The sequence below is a fragment of the Aquibium sp. ELW1220 genome (genome assembly GCF_030398385.1).
GTDB lineage: Bacteria > Pseudomonadota > Alphaproteobacteria > Rhizobiales > Rhizobiaceae > Aquibium.
Genome location: NZ_JAOAOQ010000049.1, coordinates 1 through 15,037, shown reverse-complemented (window position 1 = coordinate 15,037; position 15,037 = coordinate 1). Strand labels below are relative to the sequence as shown.

Annotated in this window: 15 protein-coding genes; 8 read left to right on the top strand and 7 right to left on the bottom strand. The window is 67.2% G+C overall.

Annotation, left to right across the window (positions count from 1 at the left end; translation table 11 throughout):
• Window positions 1–43: 43 nt before the first annotated feature.
• Window positions 44–883, bottom strand: coding sequence for an ABC transporter ATP-binding protein (locus tag N1F91_RS27020; protein ID WP_289996806.1), 840 nt, complete (start codon window positions 881–883; stop codon window positions 44–46).
• 60 nt (window positions 884–943) lie between these two features.
• Between N1F91_RS27020 and N1F91_RS27015 the strand changes: the two genes are divergently transcribed.
• Window positions 944–1,360: a cupin domain-containing protein gene (locus tag N1F91_RS27015; RefSeq protein ID WP_289996776.1), complete on the top strand. Its 417-nt coding sequence runs from the start codon at window positions 944–946 to the stop codon at window positions 1,358–1,360.
• Between the two features lie 153 nt (window positions 1,361–1,513).
• Window positions 1,514–2,866: an esterase-like activity of phytase family protein gene (locus N1F91_RS27010; protein ID WP_289996775.1), complete on the top strand. Its 1,353-nt coding sequence runs from the start codon at window positions 1,514–1,516 to the stop codon at window positions 2,864–2,866.
• A 98-nt stretch (window positions 2,867–2,964) separates the two neighbouring features.
• Here the strand turns inward: N1F91_RS27010 and N1F91_RS27005 are convergent, their stop codons facing one another.
• The 5 genes from N1F91_RS27005 to N1F91_RS26985 all read right to left on the bottom strand — a co-directional run bounded on the left by N1F91_RS27005 (window position 2,965) and on the right by N1F91_RS26985 (window position 8,401).
• Entirely contained in the window at window positions 2,965–3,363 is a 399-nt protein-coding gene (locus tag N1F91_RS27005; protein WP_289996774.1) for a hypothetical protein, read from the bottom strand.
• A gap of 7 nt (window positions 3,364–3,370) precedes the next feature.
• Entirely contained in the window at window positions 3,371–4,822 is a 1,452-nt protein-coding gene (hydA, locus tag N1F91_RS27000) for a dihydropyrimidinase (RefSeq protein ID WP_289996773.1), read from the bottom strand.
• Window positions 4,823–4,935: 113 nt separating this feature from the next.
• Window positions 4,936–5,571, bottom strand: coding sequence for a LysE family translocator (locus N1F91_RS26995; protein WP_289996772.1), 636 nt, complete (start codon window positions 5,569–5,571; stop codon window positions 4,936–4,938).
• 13 nt (window positions 5,572–5,584) lie between these two features.
• Window positions 5,585–6,835 carry a Zn-dependent hydrolase gene (locus N1F91_RS26990; RefSeq protein WP_289996771.1) on the bottom strand — a complete coding sequence of 417 codons (1,251 nt, stop codon included), beginning with the start codon at window positions 6,833–6,835 and terminating at the stop codon, window positions 5,585–5,587.
• A gap of 237 nt (window positions 6,836–7,072) precedes the next feature.
• Window positions 7,073–8,401 (bottom strand): aspartate aminotransferase family protein, encoded by a 1,329-nt coding sequence (locus N1F91_RS26985; protein ID WP_289996770.1) that lies wholly within the window; start codon window positions 8,399–8,401, stop codon window positions 7,073–7,075.
• Window positions 8,402–8,631: 230 nt separating this feature from the next.
• On the opposite strand from N1F91_RS26985, the gene N1F91_RS26980 reads away from it, so the two are divergent.
• Both N1F91_RS26980 and N1F91_RS26975 read left to right on the top strand, forming a co-directional pair.
• A complete protein-coding gene (locus tag N1F91_RS26980; RefSeq protein ID WP_289996769.1) occupies window positions 8,632–9,264 on the top strand; it encodes a TetR family transcriptional regulator C-terminal domain-containing protein in 633 nt (210 codons plus the stop codon).
• Window positions 9,264–9,548 carry an AbrB/MazE/SpoVT family DNA-binding domain-containing protein gene (locus N1F91_RS26975; protein ID WP_289996768.1) on the top strand — a complete coding sequence of 95 codons (285 nt, stop codon included), beginning with the start codon at window positions 9,264–9,266 and terminating at the stop codon, window positions 9,546–9,548. The genes N1F91_RS26980 and N1F91_RS26975 overlap by 1 nt, the downstream gene beginning before the upstream one ends.
• Before the next feature lie 267 nt (window positions 9,549–9,815).
• Here N1F91_RS26975 and N1F91_RS26970 read toward each other — a convergent pair whose 3' ends face one another.
• A complete protein-coding gene (locus tag N1F91_RS26970) occupies window positions 9,816–10,556 on the bottom strand; it encodes a sulfite exporter TauE/SafE family protein (protein ID WP_289996805.1) in 741 nt (246 codons plus the stop codon).
• A 98-nt stretch (window positions 10,557–10,654) separates the two neighbouring features.
• Between N1F91_RS26970 and N1F91_RS26965 the strand changes: the two genes are divergently transcribed.
• The 4 genes from N1F91_RS26965 (at window position 10,655) to N1F91_RS26950 (ending at window position 14,650) form a co-directional block, all read left to right on the top strand.
• A complete protein-coding gene (locus N1F91_RS26965) occupies window positions 10,655–11,533 on the top strand; it encodes a LysR family transcriptional regulator (protein WP_289996766.1) in 879 nt (292 codons plus the stop codon).
• Window positions 11,533–12,555: an NYN domain-containing protein gene (locus tag N1F91_RS26960; protein WP_289996765.1), complete on the top strand. Its 1,023-nt coding sequence runs from the start codon at window positions 11,533–11,535 to the stop codon at window positions 12,553–12,555. Before N1F91_RS26965 ends, N1F91_RS26960 begins: the two co-directional genes overlap by 1 nt.
• Before the next feature lie 113 nt (window positions 12,556–12,668).
• Window positions 12,669–12,977: an EthD family reductase gene (locus N1F91_RS26955; RefSeq protein WP_289996764.1), complete on the top strand. Its 309-nt coding sequence runs from the start codon at window positions 12,669–12,671 to the stop codon at window positions 12,975–12,977.
• Window positions 12,978–13,162: 185 nt separating this feature from the next.
• Complete coding sequence (locus tag N1F91_RS26950) at window positions 13,163–14,650, top strand: pyruvate kinase (protein WP_289996763.1); 1,488 nt, start codon at window positions 13,163–13,165, stop codon at window positions 14,648–14,650.
• The last annotated feature ends 387 nt before the right edge of the window (window positions 14,651–15,037 follow it).

The following is a 15,037-nucleotide window of genomic DNA, read 5'->3' as shown; positions in this document are numbered from 1 at the left end:
GCGCGGCCACCCTCCCCGCAAGGAGGAGAGTTGGTCGTGCGCCTCAATCCTCATAAGAGTGCCCTGCCCTCAGCCCTTCCCGCACGCGGTGGGCGATCGCCAGAAACTCGGGGGATTCGCGGATGTCGAGCGGCCGATCCTTGGGCAGCGTCGAGACGATGACGTCGGTGACCCGGCCCGGCCGCGGGCTCATCACGACGATCTTGGTCGAGAGGTAGACCGCCTCGGGGATCGAGTGCGTGACGAAGCAGATCGTTTTGTTGGTGCGCGCCCAGAGCTCGAGGAGCTGTTCGTTGAGATGGTCGCGCACGATCTCGTCCAGCGCGCCGAAAGGCTCGTCCATCAGGAGCAGGTCGGCGTCGAAGGCGAGCGCGCGGGCGATCGAGGCGCGCTGCTGCATGCCGCCTGACAATTGCCAGGGAAACTTCTTCTCGAAGCCGGAGAGATTGACGAGGTCGAGCGTGCGCTTCACCCGCTCGCGCTGCTCGGCGGCGGAGACGCCCATGATCTCGAGCGGCAGCGCGACGTTCTTCTCGATCGTGCGCCAGGGATAGAGCGCGGCGGCCTGGAAGACGTAGCCATAGGCGCGGCGACGGCGCGCTTCCTCGGGGCTCATGCCGTTGACTGTGATGGTGCCGCCGGTCGGCTGCTCCAGGTCGGCGATGACCCGCAGGAACGTCGTCTTGCCGCAGCCGGACGGGCCGATGAAGGAGACGAACTCGCCCTTGCCGATATCGAGGTCGACGTTGGACAGGGCATGCACCGGCCCGTCGCCCGTCTGGAAGGTCAGGTCGAGCCCCTTGGCTCTGATCACCGTATCCGCCGTCAAATCCGTCTCTGCCCCAATGCACGCCTCAAGACTGTACGCCCGTTTCACTGTCATCATAGAAGGGTCTCTTCGGCTGTGCAGCATGGCCGATGCGAAAAGTGTGGAGGAACTCCGATGACGACATCATCCGCTCCGGCCGAATGCCGGCGCCTGAGACCCGGAAAGTCCTATGGCGGCAAGCAGGGCTTCGACTATTTCGAGGGCGTGGCGCGGGAGACGGTGGGCTCGTCCGGCATCTGCATGCACCTTCTGACCGTGCCGCCGGGCGGACGCGCGAAGGCCCACAAGCACGACAGCCACGAGACCGCGATCTACGTCCTGTCCGGCACGGCGATGATGTACTGGGGCGAGCGGCTGGAGCACTGCATGGAGACCGGCGCCGGCGACATGGTCTACATCCCCGCCAACATGCCGCATCTGCCGGTGAACCGGTCGGCGGAACTCGTCACGGCCGTCATCGCCCGCACCGACCCGAGCGAGCAGGAGAGCGTGACGCTGCTGCCGGAGCTGGAGGCGCTGGTGCCGGCCTGAGGGTTCGGCTGCAGCGCCAGGCTTTCCGCGACGCGCCGCAGCGCGATGTCGTTGTGCGGCGTTACAGAACCGCCATCGACCTGTCACCTCCCGGTCAAGCAGGAGCCCTAGCGATAGCGCGCTCATTGCAACCCTGATCCAGGAGAACAGACCATGCTCAGGAACACCGTCTGCGCGCTCGCGCTCATCGCGGCATGCGGCGCAGCCAGCGCCGAAACCGTCTTCCCGGCCAAGCTCGCCGGCCACGCCGTGATCCCGGCCGCCACCTTCGTTCCCGCGCCCGCCGATGCCCCGGCCGACGCCAAGGTCTCCGGCAAGTTCACGGGTGCGGCCCGCGTCGACGCCGTCGGCACGGTGGCCGGCGACACCGGCGGCCTGCATGGCAAGCGCGCCACCGGCCTGTCGGTGCCCTTCGAGGGCCAGCCCTTCCAGGGCCTGTCCGGCTTCGCCATGAACCGCGCCGAGGACGGCTCGATTTATGCGCTGACCGACAACGGCTTCGGCACCAAGTCGAACAGCCCCGACGCGCTGCTGTTCTTCCACAAGCTGGCGCCCGATTTCGCGGCCGGCACGATCACGATGAAGGAGACGGTGTTCCTCGCGGATCCCGACCGGAAGGTGCCGTTCCGCATCGCCTATGAAGGCTCCGACAGCCGCTACCTGACCGGCGCCGACTTCGACCTCGAGAGCATCCAGCTGCTCAACGGCGAGATCTGGATCGGCGAGGAATTCGGCCCCTACCTGATCCGCGCCGGGCTCGACGGCAAGGTCAAGGCGATCTACCCGACCATGATGGACGGCAAGGTGGTGAAGAGCGTCGACCACCCGACCATCAGCGGCCTGTCCAAGGCCGGCACGGACTGGACCGTCCAGCGTTCGGGCGGCTACGAGGGCATGGCGCTGCAGCCGGGCACCAACCTGCTCTGGGCGATGATGGAAAAGCCGCTTCTGGGCGAGGACGGCAAGCCCGCCGGCAACCACCTGCAGGTGCTGGCCTTCGATCCCGCCAAGGGCGAGTGGACCGGCCAGGGCTTCAAGTTCAAGCTCGCCGAGGGCGCGACCGCGATCGGCGACTTCAACTTCGTCGACGAGACCCGCGCGATGGTGATCGAGCGCGACAATGGCGAGGGCGACCCGTCGCTGAAGTGCGAGGGCGAGGCCAAGCCCGACTGCTTCCCGGCGCCGGCGATGCTGAAGCGCATCGTGCTGATCGACACCGCGTCCGTCGATGCCGACGGCTTCGTGCGCCGCATCGGCCACATCGACCTGATGAACATCGCCGATCCGGACAGGAAAAACCGGCTGGAGACGGTGGCCAAGCGCGACCTGACCGGCATCATGACCTTCCCGTTCTTCACCATCGAGGACGTCATGCGCGTGTCGGACACGCAGATCATCGTCGGCAACGACAACAACCTGCCCTTCTCGTCGGGCCGCAAGCTCGACGCAGCCGCCGACAACGAGATGATCCTGCTCGACGTGCCGGAGATGCTGGCCGCCAAGTGAGGCCCTGACAGACGCGGCCCTTCGCCCGCCGGGCGGAGGGCCTTTTCTGTACGGCTCCGCGGGATCGAGCCCGGAGAACGGCCGCGACCGCGCACGGCCTAGTCGCATGGAGCCACCTCGTCGCGCAGGTTCCCGTCGCCGTCGGTGACACGCTTCGTGCGCGCCTCGGGCTCCCACGGGTCGCGGACGATGATGGTTTCGGCCGTGAGCAGGTCCTCGCCCTCATGGCCGCAGAGTGCCGTGACGACCGACGCACCGGTGCCGCGAAGCACCGACAGGAACTCGCACTCCGTCACATAAGTCTCCAGCCCGTCGGGCTTCAGCACGACGAGCGTGTCGTCGGCATCGCGCGAGCCGCCCTTGTGGTAGGCGCAGCCTGCGGCATTGCCCCAGATGCCGGTGAGCCAGGGGCCGTCCGATGCCGCGACGGCCGGCCCGTCGGCGGCGCAGGCCGCCGACGCCGAAACGCCAAGGATCGCGGCAAGCAGTGGCCGCATCGGGCGATCAAACCCCGCTGGCCGGAATGCCGCTGCGCTCCACCTTGCGCGGCGCGACCAGTTCCTTCCAGGTCGAGAGCGCCTTGTTGGCGGCCATGAAGGGCTCGCGGCCGACGAACTGGCCGTGGCCGGGCTTTGCCTGCACCGTGCCGTTGTCGACGGCGATCTCGCCGCGGGTGAGCACGTATTTCGGCAGGCCTTTCACCGTGATGCCCTCGAAGACGTTGTAGTCGATCGCCGACTGCTGGCTGCCGGCGGTGATCGTCTTCGTCGCTTCCGGATCCCAGACGATCACGTCGGCGTCGGCGCCTTCGACGATCGCGCCCTTCTTCGGATACATGTTGAGGATCTTGGCGATGTTGGTTGAGGTGACGGCCACGAACTCGTTCATGGTCAGCCGGCCGGTGCCGACGCCGTAGGTCCACAGCACCGGCAGCCGGTCCTCCAGCCCGCCCGTGCCGTTCGGGATTTTCGTGAAGTCGCCGACGCCGTAGCGCTTCTGCTCGGTGGTGAAGGCGCAGTGGTCGGTCGCCACCACCTGCAGCGATCCCGCCGACAGGCCGGCCCAGAGCGAATCCTGGTGTTGTTTGTTGCGGAAGGGCGGGCTCATGACGCGCCGCGCCGCGTGGTCCCAGTCGGGATTGGCGTATTCGCTCTCGTCGAGCACGAGGTGCTGCACCAGCGGTTCGCCATAGACGCGCATGCCCTTCTGCCGCGCCCGGCGGATCGCCTCGTGGCTCTGCTCGCAGGACGTATGCACGACGTAGAGCGGCACGCCGGCCATGTCGGCGATCATGATGGCGCGGTTGGTCGCCTCGCCTTCCACTTCCGGCGGCCGCGAATAGGCATGCGCCTCGGGGCCATTGTTGCCTTCCGACATCAGCTTCTGCTGCAGGGCCGCCACCACGTCGCCGTTCTCGGCGTGCACCAGCGGCAGGCCGCCGATCTCGGCGCAGCGCTGGAACGAGGCGAGCATCTCGTCGTCATTGACCATCAGCGCGCCCTTGTAGGCCATGAAGTGCTTGAAGGAGGTGATGCCCTTCTCGACCACCTTCGGCATCTCGTCGAAGACCTGCTCGCCCCACCAGGTGATGGCCATGTGGTAGGAATAGTCGCAGCAGGCGCGCGTCGACTTGTTCGACCACATGTCGATGGCCTGAAGCAGCGACTGGCCCGGATTGGGCAGGCAGAAGTCGACGACCATGGTGGTGCCGCCCGAGAGCGCGGCCCGCGTGCCGCTCTCGAAATCATCCGACGAATAAGTGCCCATGAAGGGCATCTCCAGATGCGTGTGCGGATCGATGCCGCCCGGCATGACGTAGCAGCCGGTGGCGTCGACGACGTGGTCGCCCGAGAGGTTCGGGCCGATCGCGGCGATCCTGTCGCCCTTGATCAGCACGTCCGCCTTGAAGGTGCGGTCGGCGGTGACGATGGTTCCGTTCTTGATGACTTTGGTCATGGTGTTCCCCGTGTTTGGCGTCGACTAGGCGTGGACGCAGTTTCGAATGGCGGCAGCAGGTCCGCTTCCAGTGGCGATGGCTCGGATCTCGGTGCCTCGCACTCCCGCCCGCCTCACGGTCGCCACGTCGCGAGCTTCAGCCCGAAGCCCACGAAGACCAGGCCGGTGACCGCCTTCACCGCGCGCTGCACGCTGCCCGCGCGGGCAGCGGCGGAGAGGCGGTCGAAAAGCAGCACGATCGGGCCGAACCAGGTGACGTTCAGGCAGGCATGGACGACGACGAGCAGGTAGGCCGACAGCGGCGACACGACGTCCGGCGGCGCGAATTGCGGGAAGGCGGCGACGTAGAACATCGCCACTTTCGGGTTGAGCGCGTTGGTGAGGAAGCCCTCGCCGAAGGCCTTGGCCAGCGTGCGCCGCCGCCGCGCCGGCGCGACCTGCGCGAGCTTCGCTGGTGCGCCGCGCCAGGCCTCGCGGAGCGCTTTCAGCCCGATCCAGACGAGATAGGCAGCACCGATGAGCTTCACCGCCGTGAACAGCTGCGCCGACTGCAGCAGCAGCACCGACAGGCCGAAGATCGCGAAGGTGCCATGGACGAAGAAGGCTGCGACGAAGCCCGCGATGGTGGCAAACCCCGCCGCCCTGCCCGACGTCGGCACCGTCTTCGCGATCAGAACGCCGTTCGGGCCGGGCGACATGATGAGCAGCGCGGCCATGGCGGCAAAGGCAAGCACGGTGGCAAGCGTCATGCGGGCAAGTCCCCTATTCCACGATCCCCGCCGTCTCCACCACCGCGTGGAACAGCACGTCGCAGCCGGCGCGCGCCCAGTCCTTCGTGATCTCCTCGGCCTCGTTGTGCGACAGCCCGTCCACGCAGGGGCACATGATCATTGCCGTGGGCGCGACCCGGTTGATCCAGCAGGCGTCGTGGCCGGCGCCCGAGACGATGTCGCGATGCGTGTAGCCGAGGCGCTCGGCAGCGTCGCGCACCGCCTTCACGCAGCCCTCGTCGAAGGTGACCGGGTCGAAATGGCCGACCGGCTCGACCTCGAAGGAAATGTCGAGTGCCTCGCAGATCGTGGCGATGCCGTCCTCGATTCGCGTGCGCATCTCGTCCAGGATCTCCTTGTGCGGGCAGCGGATGTCGATGGTGAACACCACCTTGCCCGGAATGACGTTGCGCGAATTCGGGTAGACCTCGACGTGACCGACCGCGCCGACGGCGTCCGGCTGGTAGTCCATGGCGATCTCGTGGACGAGTTCGGTGACGCGGGCCATGCCGAGCCCGGCATTGCGGCGCTTGGGCATCGGCGTGGAGCCCGTATGCGCGTCCTTGCCGGTCAGCGTCACCTGCAGCCACCACAGGCCCTGGCCGTGGGTGACGACGCCGATGTCGAAATCCTCGTCCTCCAGGATCGGTCCCTGCTCGATGTGCAGCTCGAAGAAGGCGTGTATTTTCCGCGCGCCGACCTCTTCCTCGCCTTTCCAGCCGATGCGCTCCAGCTCGTCGCCGAAGCGCTTGCCTTTGGCGTCCTTGCGGTCGTAGGCCCATTCGAGTTCGTGCATGCCGGCGAACACGCCGGAGGCGATCATGGCCGGCGCGAAGCGGGTCCCCTCCTCGTTCGTCCAGTTGGCGACGACGATCGGGTGCTTCGTCCTGATGCCGAGATCGTTCAGCGTGCGGACCACCTCCAGGCCGCCGAGCACGCCCAGCACGCCGTCATACTTGCCGCCCGTCGGCTGGGTGTCGAGATGGCTGCCGACATAGACCGGCAGCGCATCCGGGTCGGTGCCCTCGCGGCGGGCGAACATGTTGCCCATCCTGTCGACGCCCATCGACAGCCCGGCCGCCTCGCACCAGGACTGGAACAGGCGGCGGCCCTCCGCATCCTCGTCGGTCAGCGTCTGGCGGTTGTTGCCGCCCGCCACGCCGGGCCCAATCTTCGCCATCTCCATGAGCGAATCCCACAAGCGGTCTGGATTGATTCGCAGATTTTCGCCGGGTGCGGCCATTCTCTATCTCCGGTTCCCCTCCCCCCTGCGGGGCGGGTCAAGCTCCGTTTTCCCCTCCCCCTGCGGGGAGGGGGCGGGGGTGCGGGTCGGCGCGTCATCCGCAGCGGGACGCGATCGCATGCGACGCGACCGGTCGTCGTCGCGCCGCGGGTGCAGGTTCTGGAGCGGAGGCGCGCGGCGCGGCGCCCCCCACCCCTGGCCCCTCACCGCAAGGGGGAGGGGTACGCGCGCCGTCGCTCACTCCACCTCGTGCAGCACGGTGCGCACGCAGTCGATCAGCTCGTCGATCTGGCCCTTCTCGATGATCAGCGGCGGCGAGAGCGCGATGATGTCGCCGGTGGTGCGGATCAGGCAGCCCTTCTCGAAGGCTTTCACGAAGGCCGAGAAGGCCCGCTTGGTGGGCTGGCCGGCGATCGGGGCGAGCTCGATGGCGCCGACGAGGCCGATGTTGCGGATGTCGATGACGTGCGGTGCGTCCCTCAGCGAATGCAGCGCCTCTTCAAAATAGGGCGCGAGTTCGGCGCCGCGGGTGAGCAGGCCTTCTTCCTTGTAGGTGTCGAGCGTGGCGAGCGCGGCCGCGCAGGCGATCGGGTTTCCCGAATAGGTGTAGCCGTGGAAGAACTCGATCATGTGTTCGGGGCCGGTCATGAAGGCGTCGTGGATCTCCTTCTTCACGAACACCGCGCCCATCGGGATGACGCCGTTGGAGACGCCCTTGGCGGTCACCATGATGTCGGGCACGATGCCGAAATAATCCGCCGCGAACGGCGTGCCGAGACGGCCGAAACCGGTGATGACCTCGTCGAAGATCAGGAGGATGCCGTGCCTGGTGCAGATGTCGCGCAGCTTCTTCAGGTAGCCCTTCGGCGGGATCAGCACGCCGGTGGAACCCGCAACCGGCTCGACGATGACGGCGGCGATGGTCGACGCGTCGTGCAGCGTGACGATGCGCTCCAGCTCGTCGGCAAGTTCGGCGCCATGTTCCGGCTCGCCCTTGGTGAAGGCGTTCTTCGCCGGCATGTGCGTGTGCGGCATGTGGTCGACGCCGCCAAGCAGCGTCCCGAACATCTTGCGGTTGGTGACGATGCCGCCGACCGAGATGCCGCCGAAATTGACGCCGTGATAGCCGCGCTCGCGGCCGATCAGCCGCGTGCGCGCGCCCTCGCCCCGCACCCGATGATAGGCGATCGCCATCTTAAGCGCCGTCTCGACCGATTCGGAGCCCGAATTGGTGAAGAAGACATGGTCCATGCCGTCCGGCGCCACGTCGACCAGCCGGTTTGCCAGCTCGAAGACGATCGGATGGCCCATCTGGAAGGCCGGCGCATAGTCGAGCTCGGCCGCCTGGTGCTGGATCGCCTCCGTGATCTTCGGCCGGCAATGACCGGCATTCACGCACCAGAGCCCCGCGGTGCCGTCGAGCACCTTGCGGCCGTCGGTGGTTGTGTAGTGCATGTCCTTGGCCGACGCCAGCATGCGCGGCGCCTGCTTGAACTGGCGGTTGGACGTGAATGGCATCCAGAACGCGGAAAGATCGTTCGGCGCCACATTTAGACGGTTCGACATACCAAGCCTCTTGTTGTTGCTTATTGCCCCTCGCTTCGTGTCGGCCAACGCCTGGTCTGTCGCGCACGTATGCGCTTGCAATTTTTGACCGATTGGACAAACGTTAGCATCGCCACATGAGCGGTCAAGGGAAGAATAGCCTAAAGCCACGGTCCCGGGTGCACTCCACGGGCGGGCCACGAACTGGTCCAGCCGATTGGGCCACACGTGAGCATCGAAAGGACGGTGGAATGGATCAGGCGGCCCGCAAGCCACGCACGCGCATCCAGATCGAGAAGCGCGAACTTATCCTGGAGGCCGCTCTCGAAATTTTCGCCCAGCACGGCTTCCGCGGCGCCACCATCGACCAGATCGCCGATGCCGCCGGCATGTCGAAGCCGAACCTGCTCTACTACTTCAAGAGCAAGGACGACATCCACCGCACCCTGATCCAGCGCCTGCTCGACACCTGGCTGGCACCGCTGCGCGAGATCGACGACATCGGCGATCCCGTCACGGAACTGCGCAGCTACATCCGCCGCAAGCTGGAGATGGCGCGCGACTATCCGCGCGAAAGCCGCCTCTTCGCCAACGAGATCCTGCAGGGCGCGCCACGCGTGCTGCCGATGCTGGAAGGCGAACTGAAGTCGCTGGTCGACGAGAAGGTGCAGGTCATCAGGGGCTGGATGCGCGCCGGCAGGATCGCCCGGACCGACCCCTACCACCTGATCTTCGCCATCTGGGCGACGACGCAGCACTACGCCGACTTCGACGTCCAGGTCCGCGCCGTACTGGGGCCGGCCCGCGACGGCGAGGGACGGTTCGAGGATGCGGCGCGGTTCCTGGAGCAGCTGTTCGTGGAGGGGCTAAGGGTGAAGGGGTGATGGCGCTGATGACATTGTCGGAGCGCCCGGAGAATCCTAGATTGCCGGCATCGCTCCTAGAGCCGCAAGATATGTCCGCGACCGCAACGATTTCAACCGAGTTCCAGATCGCGATTCTCAAGGCCGTGCGCGACGAGCGGGGATGGCTGCCCGGCCAGAAGCTCGCCTTAGTACCCCAGGACGGCGGCGTCATGCTGGTGCCGGTGCCCGAACTCGACGATCTTCTCGGCATCCTTCCCGACGCAGACCCGTCCGGCTATCGCGACCGAGGCGATCGCTACTGAGGCGGGTCGTCGATACGTCCGCCTGGATCGAGGGCTCATCAAGGGGCGGCCCGGATCGAGGCTACGGTCGGAGTATCCGCCGAAAGAAAGCTGGGTGGTATCGACGATCGTGCAGCTCGAACTGGGCAAGTGGCTCGCACGGACGGGGTGGTCTACATCCCCAAATCGACGGTCTGAACCTCGAGGCAACCTCCGAGACCCGACCTTGCACGCGCACGCGCCTAGGTCCTTGCCCGCACGGAACGACCACCTCCTTCTGCGCGGCCATCAGAACACCGCCCGCGATGCCATCTCCGTACCCAGAAGCAACATCGCCACCAGAAACCCGCGGCTGAAAATCCGCGGGCCAATTCGGCCGCGGAGGTTCTGCCCAACCCACATGCCGACGAGCGCGGGTACGATCGCCAGTGCGGACAGCGCCAGATGGTCGAGTTGGAGCGCCCCACGCCACGCCAGTCCAGCCGCAAGAGCGATCGTGGATACGGTGAAGGACAAGCCGAGCGCTTGCACAAGTTCGTCTTTCTCCAGGCCGATCGCCTGAAGGTACGGAACGGCCGGGATCACGAAGACACCGGTGCTGCCGGTGACGAGCCCCGTGACACCCCCGACCAGCGGCGACAGCAGGGGCTGCAAGCGGACCGCGACGCGCAACTGGCGGGCGACCAGCGTATAGACGGAATAGACGACAAGCGCGGCGCCGAGCGCGCCGGTCGTCTTGCTTGTGTCGCCACCCGCAAGAAGCGAGGAACCCAGTATCGTGCCCACGACAATGGCGAGCATCATCGGCCAGAGCCTTCGAACGAGAGCGCCGAGACTCGGTCCCGCCACAAGCTGCCAGACGTTGGTCACGAAGGACGGAACGATCAGCAGGCTGGCGGCTGAGATCGGAGAGATCAGCGCGCCCAGCACGCCCATGGCGACGGTGGGTAATCCCATTCCGGTGACACCCTTGATGATGCCGGCAGCAAAGAAGGTTGCGACGACGAGCAGGATCGAAAAGTCCATCATGCCCTTCGGATACAAGAGCCGTCCGCTCGCGCAATGCGGATGAACCGTAGCGAGACTTCGGCTTTCCCGAAGGCTCATGCTCGACTATCGTCAACGGCATGCGCTTCGACCTGACCGACCTTCGCCTGTTCCTCGCCGTGGTGGATGCCGGCAGCATCACGCATGGCGCGGCCGATGCGGGGTTGTCGCTTCCCTCGGCCAGCGAGCGCCTGCGCGGTATGGAGTTGGTCGGTGGGGTGAAGCTGCTCGAACGCGGGAGGCGTGGTGTCGCCCCCACGGAGGCCGGCGAGTCGCTGGCGCATCATGCCCGTCTGATCCTGCGCCAGATGGCGCAGATGCGGGGCGAACTCGGCGAGCATGCCAAGGGCCTTCGCGCAACCGTAAGGGTTCTGGCAAACACGGCGGCCATCAGCGAATTCCTTCCCGAGAAGCTGGCTTCATGGATGGCGATCCATCCGCAGGTGGATCTCGAGATCAAGGAACGCCAGAGCACGGAGATCTCGAGAGCCGTCTCCGCCGGGCTGGCCGAGATCGGTGTCCTTTCGGAAGGGGCCGACACGAGTGGCCTGCAACTTCGACCGTTCGCCATCGACAGGCTGGTCGTGGTCGTTGCCCGCGATGACGAACTGGCGGGCATCAAGCGCGTTGCTTTTGCCGACATCCTTCATCGGCATTTCATCGGCCTCATGGGAAGCGCATTGCAGGATCACATCGATGCCAAGGCCGCCCGTCTCGGAGCCAGGTTGACGATGCGGCTGCGGATGCGTTCGTTCGAAGGCATCTCCCGCATGGCGGCGGCGGGTGTCGGCGTTGGCATCGTGCCGGAAACCGCGGTTCGCCGTTTGCCCAGATCGATACGGATCGCATCGGTGCGTCTGGTCGACGAATGGGCCCTCCGCCGGCTGTCGATCTGCGTCCATGGCGAGGAGGAACTGACACCTCCGGCGCGGAGCCTTTTCGAGCATCTGACGTCTTGATGCCGAAGGACGGCAGCGCAGTGCTGCTGGCCGTTGCCAAACTGGAAGAGCCAAAGGGGCCATGTTCGGCGATCGTTCAATTTCGATGCTTCGTGCAAAGCGGAAATTCAAACCAAGGTTGCATGATGCGTGCTCCACGGGAGCCCATCATGGACAGCAAGCCGCTCGCACTTCTCATCGACGGCGAGAATGTCGCCGCGAGCCAGTTGCCGCTCATCATGGCCAGGGCCGCGGAACTCGGTCAGCCATCGGCCCGATGCGTCGTCGGCGATTTCTCCGCCAACCGGCTGGCCGAATGGGTGAAGGTCGCGCCGGCCCACGCGCTCGAACTCGTCTTCCAGCCATCCTGCGGCAAGGGAAGGAATTCCGCCGACATCGCCCTGACGATCCGCGCCATGGATCTGCTGGGAACGAACGCTTTCGGGCGGTTCCTCATCGTCTCCAGCGACAGCGATTTCGCGCCGCTGGCGCAGCGGCTCGCCCGTTCCGGCGTGGCGGTCTTCGGCATGGGGAAGGCAAGGCCGGACAGCATCTGGCGGGCCGCCTGCACCGCTTTCCTCGACCTGGAAGACACGTTGGCCGAGGCGCAGAGGACCGAATCCGTCCCAAGGCCGGCGGTGCCAAAGCCGCCGGTGGTCAAGCTGGCAGCAGCAAAGCCGCCAATTGCCAAGTCGGCGATGGTCGATCCCCCATCGGCCAAGCCGCACCCGTCCACGGCCAGACCAGCCCCGTCCAGGCAGGATCTCGACGCGGTTCGAAGGATCCTGGCGCAGGCGACGGGGGCGGAGACGCACTGGTTGCCCTTGTCCCGGCTCGGTGTACTCATTCACCAGAGCGCGCCGCATCTCGGCGCCCTCGTCTGCGGCAATGGACGATTGCTCAAGTCCTTGCAGGCGGATCCTCTCGTCGAGGTTCGCGAACAGGGGAAGTCCCACGAAGCACGGCTGCGTAAGCAACCCTGTTCGAAACAGGCGCCAGATGCATCCCCGACCGCGACCCTTGCGGGGGAATTGAACGCGTAGTCTATTGTCCGGCGGATCGCTCCGGCACGGAGCAATGGTCTAGACAATGGCCTTCGCGGCAGGAGTGCACCTGCCCCGGTGAGCCGTGCGACCGACGAACAGGGAGGAAATACATGGCACGCATGATCGTGATGTATCGCAAGCCGGCCGATCCGGCAGCGTTCGACGCCCACTACTTCGGCACGCACGTTCCGATCGCAAAGAAAATCCCCGGGCTGCGGTCCTACGAGGTGAACGACGGCGGGGTCGGCACGCCGGCCGGACCGTCGGATTTTCACCTGATCGCCATCCTCACCTTCGATGGCATGGCCGACATCGCTGCCGGGATGGCCTCGCCGGAGGGGCAGGCGGCCGCTGCCGACCTTGCGAACTTCGCCCAGGCGGGCGCGGAGCTTATGTTCTTCGACACGAAGGAGGTGTGAACGCAGCCGCCCCATGCTTCGGAGGCCGGTGACGGCAGCGAAGCCGCGAGGCCGCAGGGGCGCGCCGATCCGCCGCATCGGTGCGGCTGGACCGGCCGGCGCGGGTGGTGCTCGCTGTCATGGCCCGGTCACGCAGCGCGCCTAGCTCGCTCCCGACGGGCATCGGCCCGGATGGAGCACGAGACATGGACGACGAGCTGCGCGCGCTTTCGCCGGCGGACGAGCCCGCCGCGCTGCTGGACGAGATGGTGGCGCTGCGCGAGGGGATCGTGGGCGCGGCGGAGCCGTGGCTCGCCGCCCAGGGGGCGACGGGCGCGGATGCGCGGCTCACCAACCTCGCCCACTACATGGCGCTGCGCCGGCGCGACCTGCGCGCCCTGCAGCGGCGGCTGATGCGCGTCGGCCTCTCCTCGCTCGGCCGGCTGGAAAGCCGCGTGCTGCCGACGCTGGACGCGGTCACCGTGGCGCTGGCCGCCCTCGCGGGACGGCCGATTGCTGCGGCTCCGGCCCCGGACGGCGACGCCTTCTTCCGCGGCGAGGCGCGGCTCGCAGCCGAGACGGACGCGCTGTTCGGCCCGGCGCGGGCGGCGCGGCGCGGCCGTATCATGGTGACGCTGCCCGGCAGCGCCGCCACCGACCCCGGCCTGATCCTCGACCTCGCCCGGCGCGGCATGGACATCGCCCGCATCAACTGCGCCCATGACGATGCCGCCGCCTGGCGGGCGATCGCGGCGCATGTGCGGAGTGCGGGCGAGGCGGTCGGCCGGCGGCTCACCGTGCTGATGGACGTGGCCGGCCCGAAGATCCGCATCGAGGCCGTGGTGCCCGAGCGCAAGGCGAAGGTGCAGGCGGGCGACGCGGTGCGGCTCACCGCTGCAGGCCTTCCCGTCGCCACGCCGGAGGCGCCCTTCTGTGCCGTGGTCTCCTTGCCGGCGATCGTCGAGCGGGTGCGCGCGGGCGACCGCGTGCGCTACGACGACGGCAAGATGGAAGGCGTGGTGGAACGAACCGCGCCCGGCGAGGCGATCATCCGCATCACCCGCACCAAGCCCGGCGGCGCGAAGCTGAAGCCCGAGAAGGGCCTCAACATGCCCGACACCGATCTCGACCTGTCGCCGCTGACCAGCAAGGACGAAGGCGACCTCGCCGCGGTGGTGGCCTGCGCCGACATGGTGGGCTATTCCTTCGTCAGCCGGCCGGAAGACATCGATCTCCTCGAAGCAGCGCTTGCCCGCCACGGCGAGGCGGCGGCACGGCTCGGCATCGTGGCCAAGATCGAGCAGCCGCGCGCCGTCTCCAACCTGCCCGACCTGATCGCGCGCGTGGTCGCCACCGGCCGCCCCTTCGGCGTCATGATCGCCCGCGGCGACCTCGCCGCCGAGATCGGCTTCGAGCGCACCGCCGAGATGCAGGAGGAGATTCTCTGGATCTGCGAGGCTGCGAGCGTGCCAACGATCTGGGCGACGCAGGTGCTGGAAGACCTCGTCAAGGACGGCCTGCCTTCGCGCGGCGAGATGACCGACGCCGCGATGGCCGCGCGCGCCGAATGCGTGATGCTGAACAAGGGCCCGCACGCGGCCGAGGCCGTGACGCTGCTCGACGGCATGATGGGCCGCATGGACGAGCACATCTTCAAGAAGACGCCGACGCTGAGGGCGCTGAAGTCGTGGTAGGGGGGCGCGGCCGGTCGGGTCGCGCGGGCTGGCAGGGGCGGCCGCGTCCGGCGAGGATGGCGCGCAGAGGACGACGAACACCGCATCAACGCCGATCGCGCCTGGCCGGGCGCGTGGGACGGCGTGACTGCCGCGGTGACGCAGCCGAGGCCGATCCGTTGGCTGTCGAAGCCGCGAAGCTTCACCGTCTTTCCGGCCGTGCCGGGCCTGCGACGCCTGAAAAACGTTCGTACGGGGTCCCCCCCTCCGTCGTCGCTGCGCGACGCCACCTCCTGTACCCTTTTCCCGCGGTTTCTGGATGCACGCCGTGGGTCGCGCGAAGTGAAGCGGAGCGGAACGGAGCGTGACCCACGGGCGACGGCCCGAATCGGCGTAGCTTTCCCGAAC

Coding starts and splice junctions, on each gene's coding strand:
- N1F91_RS27020 (WP_289996806.1), bottom strand. CDS start 883: ATGACAGTGAAACGGGCGTACAGTCTTGAGGCGTGCATTGGGGCAGAG.
- N1F91_RS27015 (WP_289996776.1), top strand. CDS start 944: ATGACGACATCATCCGCTCCGGCCGAATGCCGGCGCCTGAGACCCGGA.
- N1F91_RS27010 (WP_289996775.1), top strand. CDS start 1,514: ATGCTCAGGAACACCGTCTGCGCGCTCGCGCTCATCGCGGCATGCGGC.
- N1F91_RS27005 (WP_289996774.1), bottom strand. CDS start 3,363: ATGCGGCCACTGCTTGCCGCGATCCTTGGCGTTTCGGCGTCGGCGGCC.
- hydA (WP_289996773.1), bottom strand. CDS start 4,822: ATGACCAAAGTCATCAAGAACGGAACCATCGTCACCGCCGACCGCACC.
- N1F91_RS26995 (WP_289996772.1), bottom strand. CDS start 5,571: ATGACGCTTGCCACCGTGCTTGCCTTTGCCGCCATGGCCGCGCTGCTC.
- N1F91_RS26990 (WP_289996771.1), bottom strand. CDS start 6,835: ATGGCCGCACCCGGCGAAAATCTGCGAATCAATCCAGACCGCTTGTGG.
- N1F91_RS26985 (WP_289996770.1), bottom strand. CDS start 8,401: ATGTCGAACCGTCTAAATGTGGCGCCGAACGATCTTTCCGCGTTCTGG.
- N1F91_RS26980 (WP_289996769.1), top strand. CDS start 8,632: ATGGATCAGGCGGCCCGCAAGCCACGCACGCGCATCCAGATCGAGAAG.
- N1F91_RS26975 (WP_289996768.1), top strand. CDS start 9,264: ATGGCGCTGATGACATTGTCGGAGCGCCCGGAGAATCCTAGATTGCCG.
- N1F91_RS26970 (WP_289996805.1), bottom strand. CDS start 10,556: ATGATGGACTTTTCGATCCTGCTCGTCGTCGCAACCTTCTTTGCTGCC.
- N1F91_RS26965 (WP_289996766.1), top strand. CDS start 10,655: ATGCGCTTCGACCTGACCGACCTTCGCCTGTTCCTCGCCGTGGTGGAT.
- N1F91_RS26960 (WP_289996765.1), top strand. CDS start 11,533: ATGCCGAAGGACGGCAGCGCAGTGCTGCTGGCCGTTGCCAAACTGGAA.
- N1F91_RS26955 (WP_289996764.1), top strand. CDS start 12,669: ATGGCACGCATGATCGTGATGTATCGCAAGCCGGCCGATCCGGCAGCG.
- N1F91_RS26950 (WP_289996763.1), top strand. CDS start 13,163: ATGGACGACGAGCTGCGCGCGCTTTCGCCGGCGGACGAGCCCGCCGCG.